At 71.7% G+C, this 13,330-nt stretch carries 10 protein-coding genes; 1 reads left to right on the forward strand and 9 read right to left on the reverse strand.

Annotated elements, in window-relative coordinates; genetic code table 11:
• Positions 1 to 32 precede the first annotated feature (32 nt).
• Genes MXD59_RS20110 through MXD59_RS20135 form a run of 6 tightly spaced genes read right to left on the reverse strand, consistent with a single transcriptional unit; the run spans position 33 to position 6,880 of the window.
• Positions 33 to 995 carry an oligopeptide/dipeptide ABC transporter ATP-binding protein gene (locus tag MXD59_RS20110; protein ID WP_248826194.1) on the reverse strand — a complete coding sequence of 321 codons (963 nt, stop codon included), beginning with the start codon at positions 993 to 995 and terminating at the stop codon, positions 33 to 35.
• Positions 992 to 2,101, reverse strand: coding sequence for an ABC transporter ATP-binding protein (locus MXD59_RS20115; protein WP_248826195.1), 1,110 nt, complete (start codon positions 2,099 to 2,101; stop codon positions 992 to 994). The genes MXD59_RS20110 and MXD59_RS20115 overlap by 4 nt, the downstream gene beginning before the upstream one ends.
• A complete protein-coding gene (locus MXD59_RS20120) occupies positions 2,098 to 2,937 on the reverse strand; it encodes an ABC transporter permease (protein ID WP_248812746.1) in 840 nt (279 codons plus the stop codon). The genes MXD59_RS20115 and MXD59_RS20120 overlap by 4 nt, the downstream gene beginning before the upstream one ends.
• Positions 2,934 to 3,908 (reverse strand): ABC transporter permease, encoded by a 975-nt coding sequence (locus MXD59_RS20125; RefSeq protein ID WP_248812747.1) that lies wholly within the window; start codon positions 3,906 to 3,908, stop codon positions 2,934 to 2,936. Before MXD59_RS20125 ends, MXD59_RS20120 begins: the two co-directional genes overlap by 4 nt.
• 6 nt (positions 3,909 to 3,914) lie before the next feature.
• Positions 3,915 to 5,486 carry an ABC transporter substrate-binding protein gene (locus MXD59_RS20130; RefSeq protein WP_248826196.1) on the reverse strand — a complete coding sequence of 524 codons (1,572 nt, stop codon included), beginning with the start codon at positions 5,484 to 5,486 and terminating at the stop codon, positions 3,915 to 3,917.
• Positions 5,487 to 5,521: 35 nt separating this feature from the next.
• A complete protein-coding gene (locus tag MXD59_RS20135) occupies positions 5,522 to 6,880 on the reverse strand; it encodes an NtaA/DmoA family FMN-dependent monooxygenase (RefSeq protein ID WP_248826197.1) in 1,359 nt (452 codons plus the stop codon).
• A gap of 359 nt (positions 6,881 to 7,239) precedes the next feature.
• On the opposite strand from MXD59_RS20135, the gene MXD59_RS20140 reads away from it, so the two are divergent.
• Positions 7,240 to 8,685, forward strand: a complete 1,446-nt coding sequence (locus MXD59_RS20140) for a DHA2 family efflux MFS transporter permease subunit (RefSeq protein WP_248826198.1) — start codon at positions 7,240 to 7,242, stop codon at positions 8,683 to 8,685.
• Positions 8,686 to 8,824: 139 nt separating this feature from the next.
• Here MXD59_RS20140 and MXD59_RS20145 read toward each other — a convergent pair whose 3' ends face one another.
• The 3 genes from MXD59_RS20145 to MXD59_RS20155 form a co-directional block, all read right to left on the reverse strand.
• Positions 8,825 to 9,877: an LLM class flavin-dependent oxidoreductase gene (locus MXD59_RS20145; protein ID WP_248826199.1), complete on the reverse strand. Its 1,053-nt coding sequence runs from the start codon at positions 9,875 to 9,877 to the stop codon at positions 8,825 to 8,827.
• 173 nt (positions 9,878 to 10,050) lie between these two features.
• A complete protein-coding gene (locus MXD59_RS20150) occupies positions 10,051 to 11,091 on the reverse strand; it encodes an LLM class flavin-dependent oxidoreductase (protein WP_248812752.1) in 1,041 nt (346 codons plus the stop codon).
• Between the two features lie 82 nt (positions 11,092 to 11,173).
• Positions 11,174 to 13,330: acyltransferase domain-containing protein (locus tag MXD59_RS20155; RefSeq protein WP_248826200.1), on the reverse strand; the 2,157-nt coding region annotated here is incomplete at its 5' end.

Consider the following 13,330-nt stretch of genomic DNA (forward strand, 5'->3'; position numbering starts at 1 on the left):
AGGCACGCGAACTGGTCCCCGGCTGAGGAGCCTCAGTCAGGGAAATGGCAGGCGACCTGGTGGTCCGCCGCCACTGGCCGCAGAAGCGGAACGACCTCGGCGCACCGGTCCTGGGCCTGCGGGCAGCGGGAGCGGAAACGGCATCCCCGGGGCGGTCGCGGCGACGACCCGGATCCCCCCGGATCCGCCCGGCCGGCCTGGGCGGCCGGGCCGGGCCCGCCGTCGAGCCTGGGCACGGCGTCGAGCAGCGTACGGGTGTAGGGGTGGCGGGGACGGCGGTAGAGCCGCTCGGCGGGTGCCAGTTCGCAGAGACGCCCCCGGTACATCACGCCCACCCGGTCGCTGATCTGCCGCACGACAGCCAGGTCGTGGGCGATGAACAGCAGGCTGAGCCCGTGCTGGCGCCGGACGTCCTCGAGCAGGTTGAGGATCTGCGCCTGCACCGACACGTCGAGCGCCGACACCGGTTCGTCGCAGACGACAAGCGCGGGGGACAGCACCAGCGCCCGGGCCAGCGCCACCCGCTGGCACTGCCCGCCGGAGAGCTCCCCGGGTCGCCGGTGACCAATGGTCCGGGGATCCAGGCCCACCGAGGACAGCGCGTCGTCGACCAGCCGGTCCCAGGGCCGCGGGAAGCGGTGGGCCGCCAACCCCTCCGCGACGATCGCGGCCGCGGTCCGGCGTGGATTCAGGGACGACGCCGCGTCCTGGAAGACCAGTTGCAGACGCGGGCGCAGCCGGCGCAGCGGCCGGGGCGACAGCCGGGCCAGGTCCTGCCCGTCGAACTCGACCCGCCCACCTGTGGGGCGGCGCAGCATGAGCACGGCCTGGGCGGTCGAGGACTTGCCGCAGCCGGACTCGCCGACCAGACCCAGGGCCTCCCCACGCCGGATGGTGAAGCTGATCCCGTCCACGGCGCGTAACGTCGTGCCACCCGGTGCCCGATGGTCGACGACGAGGTCACGGACCCGCAGCAGGACGTCGGATCCGGTCATGGCCCGCCGTCCTCGCCGTCCTCGCCGTTCGCCCCGTCGAGGCGGCCCGGGCCACGACCGGGGCCCGGCGCGGCGCCGACCGGGGCGAAGCAGGCCACCGCGTGTCGCGGCCCGACCGGCTGGTGGGACCAGGGATCGGCGAGGACCGGCTCCCGCTGTCGGCAGTGGGTCAGCACCCGGGAGCAGCGTGGCGCGAACCGGCACCCGTGGGCGCTGCCCACCGGGGTGGCGGGCGTGCCGGGGACCGTCGCCAGCCGGGTGTGACTCGGCTGGTCCAGACGGGGCACCGAGGCGAGCAACGCGGCGGTGTAGGGATGGCGGGCCGCCCGGATCACCTGCGCGGTTGGTCCGGACTCCACCACCTGGCCGGCATACATCACCAGCAGATGGTCCGTCCGCCCGGCGGCGACGGCGAGGTCGTGGGTGATCAGGACAAGGCCCAGGCCGCGGCGGGCCCGCAGGTCCGCGAGCAGGTCGAGGATCTGACGTTGCACGGTGACGTCCAGAGCGGTGGTGGGCTCGTCGGCGAGCAGCACCCGTGGGTCGCAGGCGACCGCCAGCGCGATGCACACCCGCTGGCGCATTCCGCCCGACAGCTCGTGGGGATAGCTGCGCGCGCGGCGCTCGGGCTCGTCGATACCGACGTCACGCAGCAGTTCGACTGCTCGCTCGCGGGCCGCACGCCGTTTGAGGCCGCCGCGCAGCCGTAACGTCTCGGCCAGTTGACGCCCGATCCGCAGCACGGGGTTCAGGGCCGTCGAGGGGTCCTGAAACACCATGGCGATCCCGGGGCCGAGCTCCGGGCGCAGGTCACGGGCGCTGGCGCCCAGCAGCTCACGACCGGCGAACCGCACCGAGCCGGTGGTACGGGCGCTGGCTGGAGCCAGCCCCAGCGCGGTGCGGGCCAGCATCGACTTTCCCGAACCGGACTCGCCGACGATCCCGACGGCCTGCCCGGCGGTGAGGGTGAACGAGACGCGGTCGACAGCATGCAGCGGACCGGCCGGTGTGGGGAGTGTCATCGACACGTCCCGTACCGCCAGCAGTGGCACGGCGGGGGTGGCGAGTGTCAGGGCGGGCCCGGCGGGTGACCGTTCGACGGTCATGGCAGCCTCGACTCGCCGACGGCGAACCGGCGGCGCGCCCACTCGCCGATCACGGTGAACGAGGCGACCGTCAGGAACACACAGCCGGCGGGCACGAACACCAGCCACGGGTCGCCGTCCAGGTAGGGTCGTCCATCGTTGATCATGGCGCCCCAGCTCGGCGCGGGCGGGGGCAGCCCCAGCCCCAGGAAGCTCAGGGACGCCTCGGCGACGACGGCGAACGCCATGAACACGAACGCGAACGGCGCCAGCCGCAGGATCACGTCGGGCAGGAGCTCCCGGCGCAGGGTCCGGCCCGGCCCGGTGCCCAGCGCGACGGCCGCCGCCACATGGTTGCGGCCGGCGAGTGCGAGGGTGCTCGCGCGGGCCAACCGGGCGAAGCTCGGTGTGCCCACGACCGCGAGGCCCAGCACCACGGTGGTGGTTCCGCGGCGGCCGACGGCGGCGATGGCGATCAGCAGGACCAGTGCTGGCACCGCCAGTACGGCATCGAGCACCAGGCCGATCGCGGCGTCCAGCCAGCCTCGGAGGTAGCCGGCGGCGAGTCCCGCCGCGAGGCCCGCCATCATCGCCAGGCCGGCCGATCCGAGTCCGACCAGCAGTGACTCCCGGGCGCCGTGGACGATCCGGGCCAGCACGCTGCGGCCGATGGCGTCGGTGCCCAGGAACTCGGGGCGCCAGCCCGGGGGCGTACGGGCGTCGACGCCGGGCACGATCTCGCCGTTGGAGCGCAGCGGGAGCACATCGGCGAACAGAGCCGCGGTGAACATGGCGGTAAGCCAGGCGAGGGACAGCCACAGGGGTAGCCGCCCGGCCCGCGATCGTGGTGCCCTCATGCCGGCCGCACCCGGACCCGCACCCGCGGGTCGAGGAAGCCGTACAGCAGGTCGGTGACCGCGCCCGCCACGCAGTAGACGACCGCCAGGAACATGACGATGCCCTGCACCACCGGCACGTCCTTCGCGGTCACGCTGGTGACCATCAGCTGTCCGAGCCCCGGCAGGGCGAACAGCACCTCGACGACCACCGCCCCGCCGATCAGCTGGCCGACGCTGATCCCGGTGAGGGTGATCAGGGAGAACGACGAGGGGCGCAGCGCGTGCCGGAACAGGATGCGACGCACCGGGAGCCCGCGGGAACGGGCGGCCAGGATGTAGTCCTCCCGCAGGGTGGCAGTCATGTCGGCGCGCAGCATCCTGGTGTAGGTGGGCACCAGGGACAGGACCAGGGTGGCGACGGGCAGCACGGCGTGGCGCAGATTGGCACCCAGACCGTCCACCGGGGCCACCCAGCCGGTCGCCGGCAGCGCGCCGATCTTCAGCGTGAGCAGATAGACGCCGACCAGAGCGACGACGAAGGGGGGCGTCGCGATCAGTGCGGAGGAGGCCAGCGACCAGACCCGGTCCGCCCGCCCGTGCGCGCGGTAGGCGGTGAACACGCCGATCGGCACGGCGACGACCAGCGCACTGGCGAGCGCCAGCACCACCAGTTCCCCGGTCACCGCCAGTCTGGCAGCCACCTCGGTCATGACCGGCTCGCCGGTCAGGTAGGACGTCCCGAAGTCGCCGCGCAGCACGCCGCCGATCCAGGTCGCGTAGCGGGTGAGGAACGGGTCGTCGAGGCGCAGTGCCCGGTGGACGGTGGCGACCTGCTCGGCGCTCGCCTGCTCGCCGAGCAGGGCGAAGGCCGGATCACCCGGAGCCAGGTCGAGGAGAAAGGTCGCGCCGAAGCCGACCAGCAGCAGGACGACCGCGGTGCGCGCGAGCTGCCATCCGACCAGGCGGACGGCGCCGCGGTTCGCGTGCATCCGGGCTCACCCGGCTTTTGACAGACGGGTGATGTCGAGCACCCCGTCATTGAGGATCGGGAGCTCGCCGTCGAAGGCTGCCCGCTGGTGCAGGTACTGCCCGGGCAGGCGGTACAGCGGTCCGGCGAGCGGCAGCCGCTCGGCGATGATCCGCTGGGCCGTCTCGTAGGCCTTCGTGCGCCCGGCGGCGTCGCGGGCCTGCTGTCCGTCGCGCAGCGCGGTGTCGAAACGGGCGTCGGAGAACCGACCATAGTTGTTGGGACCGCCGGTACCCAGGTTGAGCGCGAGCTGCGGATAGGGATCGACGAATCTCGGCGTTCCGGTGAGGGTGGCCTGGAACGCGCCCTTGAGGATCGGCAGTGTCTGGGCCATCGCGTCGACCTTGACCTGGACGTTGCGGAATCCGTCCAGCTGGGACTGCACCCACTCGGCGACGTTGCTGAAGTTCAGCGGGGTGACGATGGTGAACCGCACCGGTTCGCCCTGCGCGGCCAGTTCGTCGAACAGGGCCTGGGCTCGTTGCCGGTTCGGGGTAGGGAGCGCGACCGCGCTGTGGAACGGCGACTGCTCGCGCAGGAACGTGGCCGGGACGGTGGCTGTCCCGTCGAACAGTGTCTTGTTGAGGGCCTCTGGGTCGAGCGCATGGGCCACCGCCTGGCGGGCGCGCAGGTCGTCGAAGGGGGCTGTGGTGACGTTGAACAGCAGGTTGAGTCCGCCATCGCTGAGCGCGCGCTGGTTGACCAGGCCCGCCGCGGTGGCGGTGCGGCCGGTGCGCAGGTTCGCGGAGAACGCGATGTCCCCGCCGCCCGAGAGCAGGGTGTTGTAGCGCTGCGTCTCGTCCGGGACGGTCCGGACCACGATCGTGTCGAGGGAGGCCCGCTGGGTGGATTCGGGGTTGCGTACCAGCGTCACATGATCATTGCGTAGCCATTCCCGGACGGTGAAGGCTCCCGCGCCCACCGGGGCGGTCCTGAACGCGGAGCCCTTGGCCCGCATGGCGGCGGGGGAACCGATGAAGGTCAGTGGAGTCTGCGCGACCAGCCGCGGGAACTGGTTGTCGGGTTCTTTCAGCGTGATCCGCAGTGTCACCGCGTCGACCACGTCCAGCGCGCCGATCCGCTGGGCGGTTCCGGCGCTCGGGGAGCGCCGGGCGGGGTCCGCCAGTTGCGTCCAGTTGTCCCGCACGGCCGCGGCGTCCAGCGGTGTCCCGTCGCTGAAGCGCACCCCGGGTCGCAGCCGCAGGGTCCAGGTCAGGCCGTCCGTGGAGTCGAGCGCGGTGGCCAGCCGGTACTCCAGCCCGGCACTCGGGGTGAGCGCGATCAGCGCGTCGTAGACGGCGAGCCGCTCGATCGTGCCGGAGAGCATTTGGAGCCCGAAACCGTCATCGGTGGACAGGTCGATCGGATCGGCCGGCCAGAGGATCGTCAGCTTCCGGTCGTCCGACGGTGCGTTCGCCGTGCCGGCCGGAGAGCCGCAGGCCGTGATCAGGCCGAGGACGGCGGCCGTGCCGCAGGCGGCCATCGCGATCAGCAGGCGGAACGTCGGGCGGATCGGCCGTGGGCGACGTGTGCGTGCCATGGGCGTGGGCCGCCTTCTCGGTCGGGTGGATGTGGTCACCGGGCGCTCGCGGTGCCCGATCGGCGACCTGCCGGGCGTTCCAGCCCCAGATGGTCACGCAGCGTTCGACCGTCGTAGCCGGTACGGAACAGGCCGCGGCGACGCAGCTCGGGTATGACCTGGTCGACGACGTCGTCGAGCCCTTTGGGTAGCAGCGGAACGAGCAGGTTGAAGCCATCGGCGGCACCCGCTCGGAACCAGGTCTCGAGCTGGTCGGCGATCTGCTCGCCCGTGCCGGTGGCGATCCAGTGCACAACGCCGAGATTGCTCCGAACCCACCGGGCGAACTGGGCGATCGTCGGTGACTCTGCATGGACGTACTGCCGGAAGCGCACCAGGCGACTGACCGACTGCCCGTAGGTGGCCTCGTCCGGGAACAGCGCGGGATCCATCGGTTGGTCGGGGTCGAGCCCACCGAGGTCGGTCTCGAGGATGGCACCCAGCTCCTCGATCATGGCGTCGAGCGGCTCTGGCTGGTCCTCCAGCTCCCGGCGCAGCTCACGTGCCTCCCGCTCGGTCGAACCGACGTAGGGGATCAGGCCTGGCAGAACGCGTACGCTGTCCGCGCGGCGGCCGGCATGCGCCGCGCGCCGACGGATGTCCTGACAGAAGGCCTGGCCGTTCTCCAGGGTGGACGAGCCGGTGTAGACCGCGTCCGCCCAGCGGGCCGCGAGGTCACGTCCGCGCGGTGACGCACCGGCCTGGACCAGTACGGGGCGTCCCTGCGGCGGTCGCGGGATGTTCAGCGGCCCGCGGACGCGGAAGTGCTCGGACACGTGGTTGATCTCGACGATCGATTCGAGGTCGGCGAAGACGCCGGTGGCCTTGTCGGCCCGGATGGTGTCGTCGGCCCAGCTGTCCCACAGCGAGGTGACGACCGTGAGGAAGTCCGCGGCGCGTTCGTACCGGGTGGCGTGCTCGAAGTGGCTGTCCCGGCCGAAGTTCTGGGCGACGCGGTCGCCCGCCGAGGTCACCACGTTGACTCCCGCACGGCCCGCACTGAGATGGTCGAGCATGGCGAACTGCCGTGCGACGGTGTAGGGCTCGCTGTAGCTTGCCGAGATCGTCCCGATGAGGCCTATGTGGGTGGTCGCCACCGCCAGCGCGGACAGCAGCGACACCGGCTCCGCCTGCAGCGTCACGGAACGGCCCGGCATGAGGACGAAGGCCGGGGTGTCGGCGAGGAAGATCGCGTCCAGCTGGCCTCGCTCCGCCGTCCGAGCCAGTTCGAGGTAGTAGTCCGCGGAGAACACGCGGTCGGGCTGGCTGCTTGGATGCCGCCAGCCGGCCCGGTGGAACCCCAGGCCGTTGAGGTTGAGGCTCAGATGGAGCTGGCGGTTGTCCCTGCCGCTCACTCGGGTTGACCTCCAGACAAGAACAATGGACTGACTGGTTCTGAAGAATTTACCCACAAAACTGGTGGTCTTTATGGGGAATCGCCGGGCTGGGTGCCCTGGTGGCCGTGTGTTCCGCCGGTTCGGGGCTGATGCGACCCGGTCGCCGGCCAGATCGGGTCGGTGATGGCCGGTGTCCCGTCCGGCGAAAGGTCCATGCCTGTCAGTGGCCGGCTCCCGGGGCGGGGTGGAGCTTCCTCGGTCCGGTCCGTGGCGCGCGGTGCGGTGACGCGAGGGTCGAGCCCGCTCCCGCGTGCTGACCTTAATGTAAAGTATTTTGTACTGACCGGTTAGCCAGCCAGAGTGAGGTGAGGAAGGGTATGGCTCAGGAACAGGGTGATCGCCTGGACCCGGCGCTGTTGCGGTTGATCGGAGTGTTGCTGCTCGGCGGCCTGATGGGTCTGCTTGACGGCACGATCGTGAACGTCGGGATCGACACGCTGGGAGAGCAGTTCGACGCGCCGTTGGGCACGGTCGGGTGGGTTGCCACCGGCTATCTGCTCGCGGTGACGGTGGCGATCCCGCTCAGCGGGTGGGCGGTGGACCGCTTTGGCGCCCGTCGGATCTGGCTGACCGGCCTCTCGCTGTTCCTGGCAGGGTCGCTGGCCTGCGGCCTGGCACCGTCGATCGGCGCGCTGGTCGTGTTCCGGGTGATCCAGGGATTCGGCGGCGGGATGCTCGATCCGGTGATGCTCACGCTGTTGGCGCGGGCGGCCGGCCCGGCCCGGGTCGGGCGGGTCATGGGACTGATGGGGATCGTCATCCCACTCGGTCCCGTCCTGGGCCCGATCGTGGGTGGCGTGATCATCGAGCATCTGGACTGGCGGTGGATGTTCCTGGTGAACCTGCCGATCGGGGTGACGGCTCTGGTGGCCTCGTTCAAGGTGGTCCCGGTCGACGCGCCGGACCCCGGGCAGGCGCCGGCCCGCCTGGACGTCGTGGGGGTCTCGCTGCTCTGCCCGGGGTTCGCCGTACTGGTGTACGCCCTGTCGCAGGCCGGTGAGCACGGGTTCGGTGCGGTCCAGGTGCCGGTGACGCTGACGATCGGGGGCGTGCTGCTGCTCGGCTACGTCGGCCATGCCCTGCGGGCCCGTGGCGCCGCGTTGATCGACCTGCGGCTGTTCACCAGTCGCAGCTTCAGCGCGAGCGTGGCGGTGATGGCGGTCACTGGCGTGATGTTGTTCTCGATGCTGTTCGTCGTGCCGTTGTACTACCAGCAGTTGCGCGGGCACGACGTGCTCGAGGCTGGCCTGCTGCTCGCGCCGCTGGGGGTGGGCTCGTTCATCGCGATGCCACTCGCGGGTCGGCTCAGCGAACGGGTTGGCGCGCGGGTCCTGGCGCCGGGGGGTGCGGCGCTGATCGCGGCGAGTGCGCTGGTGTTCACCAGGTCCGGGAACGACACCAGCGAGGCACTGCTCGGGGTGGCAGCCTTCGTGACGGGGCTCGGGCTGGGCTTCATCGGGGCACCGACGATGGGGGCGCTGTACCGGACGCTGCCGGTGGCGTCCGTGCCGCAGGGAACCTCGGCCCTCTACGTGCTCAACCAGTTGGGCGCCTCGCTCGGAATCGCGATCGTGGCGTTCATCCTGCAGCGCGGAACCGTCGGCGGGTTGCCGACGGTGCACGCCTTCCAGTCGGCGTTCTGGTGGGTCTTCGGTGGTGCGATCGCGGTTCTGCTGTTCGGGCTCTTCCTGCCAGGTCGACCGCAGCCGGCGCCGCAGTCGGACATGGAGCAGCGAGAGAGCGAACCCGCGGCGACGGTATGACCAGACCACCGGCCTCCGTGTCCCCGGGCCGGGATCGGATGCGGCGGAGGGGCTTTCCTCCGCCGCATCTGTTGGTCCGGATCCCGGGGCTGTCGACCCTGGGCCGGTGCGCTCGGGACCGGGCTGGTTGCGGACGGGGTCAGCGCACGGCCTGGTGGCGGGATTCGGGCACCGTGGGCACGGCCTCGGCCAGCAGCTCGTAGGAGCGGACCCGGTCGGCGTGGTCGTGGATCAGGGACAGCGCCAGCAACTCGTCGGCGCCGCACCGCTGGACCAGGTCCGAGATCTTCTCCGCCAGGGTCGTGGGACCACCGAAGAACTGGTCGCCACTGTGCTCCTGGACGTACTTCTCCTCCACCCGGGAGAAGCGGTGGGCCGCGACGTCGGCCGGACCGGGGTAGAGATCGTAGATACGCCCCTGCTGGATGTGGATCTTGCGCAGCAGGTAGGGCAGTGCGAGCCCACGTGCGTGCTCGTCGGACTCGCCTGCGACCACCGCGGCGGCGACCAGGGTGTACGGCTGCGCCAGCTGGGACGACGCCCGAAACGCCGAACGGTACGTGTCGAGGGCGGCCACCGTCAGATGCGGCACGAGGTGGTGGGCGAAGGCGTAGGGCAGCCCCAGGGCGCCGGCGAACCGGGCACTGGTCAGGCTGGAACCCAGCATGCACAGCCAGGGCTGACCCGGGGGGGCGGGGATCGCGGCGACGCGGTGCTCGGACGCCGCGTCGGCCGTACCCGCCAGATAGCCGGTCAGCTCCCTCAGCTGCCGTGGGAAGTCATCGGCCGCGAACAGGCGGCCCAGAGCTCTGGCGGTGAGCAGATCGCCGCCCGACGCCCGCCCGATCCCGAGGTCGATCCGCCCCGGGTGCAGGGCCTGCAGGGTGCCGAACTGCTCGGCGACCACCAGCGGAGCATGGTTGGGCAGCAGGACTCCGCCGGAGCCGACCCGCAGGCTCGTGGTGACGCTTGCCAGTCGACCCGCGAGCACCGCCGGCGAGGACGTCGCCAGGCTGGGAACGTTGTGGTGCTCGGCGACCCAGTGGCGCTGGTAGCCCAGTGCCTCCACCCGCGGCGCGAGATCCACCGTGTTGCGCAGCGCCTGCGCGGTACTGCTGTCGGTGAAGACCGGGGCCACGTCCAGAACGGACAGCCGTAGCGCCCCGGCATGTGTTGCGGAAGTGGTCGGCATGCCATGCGCTCCTTGCGCCGCGGCGGGAACCGGAGGTCTGCCAGGCCGAGCAGGCCTCCTGCGTTCCGCTCGCCGCGGTCTCGGTTGACGCCTGCATGGATGTCCGCCGGTGCCGACCGCCGTTTCCGCCCGGTCGCGACCTGTTGACCGACCAGTTCAGTGTATCGCGACGGTCAGTTCGATCCGGGACGGCTGGGGGTGAGATCCGCCAGGTGCGGGAGGACCTCGTTGGCGAAACGCTCTCGTGAGTGCCGGGCCGTCTCGGTATTGAGATAGCCGAACTCGAAGCCGGCGATGACGTAGCTGATACCGACGTCGGCCAACGCTCTGAACTGGTCGATCACCTCGTCGGCCGAACCTGTGATGAGGATGTCGCGGACCTTCTCCTCCACCGCCGGGTCGATCTGGTCGGGAGTCGGGGCGGCGCCGGCATCGGGGTAGACACTGTTGGTCAGGGCGGCCGAGGTCTGGAGCTGACGGGCGATCTCGCGAACCACCCGCTGGCGGCCCGCGTCATCCCCCAGGTACACGAACCGGTTGACCTGGAACTCGCGCCCCGCAGGCAGCCCGCCGGCCTGGTCGATCCAGCCCCGGCGCTCGACGATCTGGTCGTAGGTGGTGACAGCCGGCAGCATGAAATGGAAACCCCGGTCGGCGGCGAACCGCAGCGATTCGGGGCTCGTCGCCGCCATCCAGATCGGCGGATGCGGCTGCTGGGTCGGGCGTGGCAGCAGGGTGACCGGGGCGTCGATCCGGACGTGACGGCCCTTGAAGTCCCGGTCCTCCTGGGTGAACAGCTGCTCGAGGGCGTCGACCGCCTCGGCGAAGATCTCCCGGTTGTCGGCCGCGTCCCGGCCGAAGCCGAGAAACTCGTGCGGCTGGTAGCCACGGCCGATGCCGAAGTCGAACCGTCCCGCGGACAACGCGTCCAGGGTGAGCACGTCGGCGGCGAGCCGGACCGGGTCCCAGAACGGCAGTACGAGGATCGACGTTCCCAGCCGCAGCCGGGGGGCGGCTGCGGCGGCCTGCGCCAGCAGGATCAGGGGAGACGAGGTGAGACTGTAGGTGGAGAAGTGGTGCTCGGTCACCCAGATGCCGGCGAACCCACGGTCCTCGGCCCAGCGGACGTCGTGCAGAAAGTCGGCGTAGAGCGCCCGGGCGGTCGCGGAGTCGCCTGCCGGGGCCATGTTCAGGTATCCGAGTCCTACGCGCATGTGCATCCTCCAGAGGGGGTCGGTGTCCCGGTGGGACCGCCCGGCGGGTTGCCGGGCGGCGAGGGGCAGGCGCCCGTGACGGTCAGCCGACGCGGGACTCCACCGCGGAGCCGTCGAGGGTCCGGGCGGCGGGGGGCGGGCCGGCGGGAACCGGCACGGGCGCCGAGGACGGACCCGGCTGCCCGGCAAGTTCGACCCGCAGATGGGCGGCGAGGGCCCGCGGGGTCGGGTGGTCGTACATCACGATCGGAGGGAGCAGCAGCCCGGTCGCCTCGCAGAGCCGGTTGCGCACCTCCAACGCCGTGAACGAGGAGAAGCCGATCTCGAGAAAGTTGTCACCGGCGCCGATGTCCTGCGGGCTGGGGTGCCCCAGCACCTCGGCGGCGTGCCGGCGCACCAGGTCCAGCAGGGCCGAGCCCACCTCCTCGGCATCCGCCGTGGCCACCAGCACCCGCAGGGCGGCGACATCCGTCGCACTCTCCGACTCGCCCGGATCGCCCAGGTCGGTGAGGTCGGTCGCCCGGACGTCGGCGACGTCCGCCGGCCACGACCCGCCCGACGGTGTGGCCGCGGTGTGCTCCCGCCGCCACCGGGCGAAGGCGGGCAGGACCGAGACCAACGCCGGGTGCTCGGCCGCGGGCAGCCGCAGTGCGCCCGCCACGGCGTCGAGGTCGCCTTGCTCGACGGCATCCCAGAACCGCGCCTCGTCCGGCTCGAAGGACCTGTGCGTGCCGGCATGTACCCGGGGGCCCCTCGGCCCTGCGCTCAGCCAGTGGTTCGTGTGCTGGAACGCGTAGGTGGGTAGTGGAACGGCCCGGGCGCCGCCGCCCGCGAAGAAGGCGCCCCAGTCGACCGTGGTGCCCTCGACATGGGCCTGAGCCAGCCCCCCGACCAGCGTCGAGGGTTCGGGACGCCCGCGGGCCAGCAGCGGCGTCACCGTGGCGACACCCACCGGCAGACATTCGTGGGCCATCGGGGTGAGGATCGCGTCCGGTCCCAGTTCCAGGTAGGTGGTGACGCCGAGGGTGTGCAGGTGGTGGATGCCGTCGTGGAAGCGGACGGGGTGGCGGATGTGGTCGGTCCAGTAGTCGGGGGAGCGGAGTTGGTCGGGGGTGGCGGTGTGGCCGGTGAGGTTGGAGACGAGGGGGATGCGGGGGGCCTGGTAGTCGATGGTGCTGGCGATCTTGTGGAAGCGGTCGAGGATGCCGTCCATGTGCGGGGAGTGGAACGCATGGCTCACCCGCAACCGTCGGACTCGCCGGCCGGCAGCCCGAAAATGGTTCGCGACCTGATCCGTGGCCGACCGATCGCCGGAGATCACGGTGGCCCGCGGGCCGTTCGCCGCGGCGATCGACGCCTGCCCCGCGGATTCGGTCAGCACCGCCGTGACCTCGTCGAGGCATGCCTCGATCGCGACCATCGCCCCGTCCGCGCGCGCGGACCCCATGAGTCTCGCCCGCGCGGCGACCAGGGCGGTCGCGTCGGGCAGTGACCACACGCCGGCCACGTGGGCGGCGGCCAGTTCACCCACCGAGTGTCCGATAAGCAGGTCGGGGACGACCCCCCAGTGGAGCAGCAGCCGGGCCAGGGCGACCTCGACGGCGAAGAGCGCCGGCTGGGTGTAGGTCGTCTCGTGCACCAGGTCGTTCGGCAGGGCGGGGTCGGTGCCCAGGACGACGTCCCGCAGCGGGTGCGGCAGGTGCGGCGTGAAGTGCGCGCAGATCTCGTCGAACGCGGCGGCGAACACCGGGTACGCGGTGTGCAGCTCGCGGCCCATCCCCGGCCGCTGGCTCCCTTGCCCGGTGAACATGAACGCCGTCCGCCCGGGTTCGGTCGCGCTCCCGCGGGCCACCACCGGCGAGCGCCGTCCGTGCGCCAGCGCGGCGAGTCCGTCCAGCAGGGTGGACCGGTCCGTACCGATGACGGCTGCCCGGTGCTCGAAGGCGGTACGGGTGGTCGCCAGTGACAGTCCGATGTCCGCCAGGGAGGACTCCGGATGCGTGGTGACATGTGCCCGCAGCCGGCGTGCCTGGTCCCGCAGCGCCTGCGGACCGCGGGCGGAGAGCAGCCACGGCACGGGCAGCCCGGCCGCCGCCGTGTCCGCCGGGACGGGGCCCGGCGCGGCCGTGCCGCCGGGGTTCGCGTCCTGCTCCTGGGCTTCTTCGAGGATGACGTGGGCGTTGGTGCCGCTGATGCCGAAGGCGGAGATGGCGGCGCGGCGGGGTCGGTGGGGGGTGGG

It is taken from the genome of Frankia umida, assembly GCF_023242945.1.
GTDB lineage: Bacteria > Actinomycetota > Actinomycetes > Frankiales > Frankiaceae > Frankia > Frankia umida.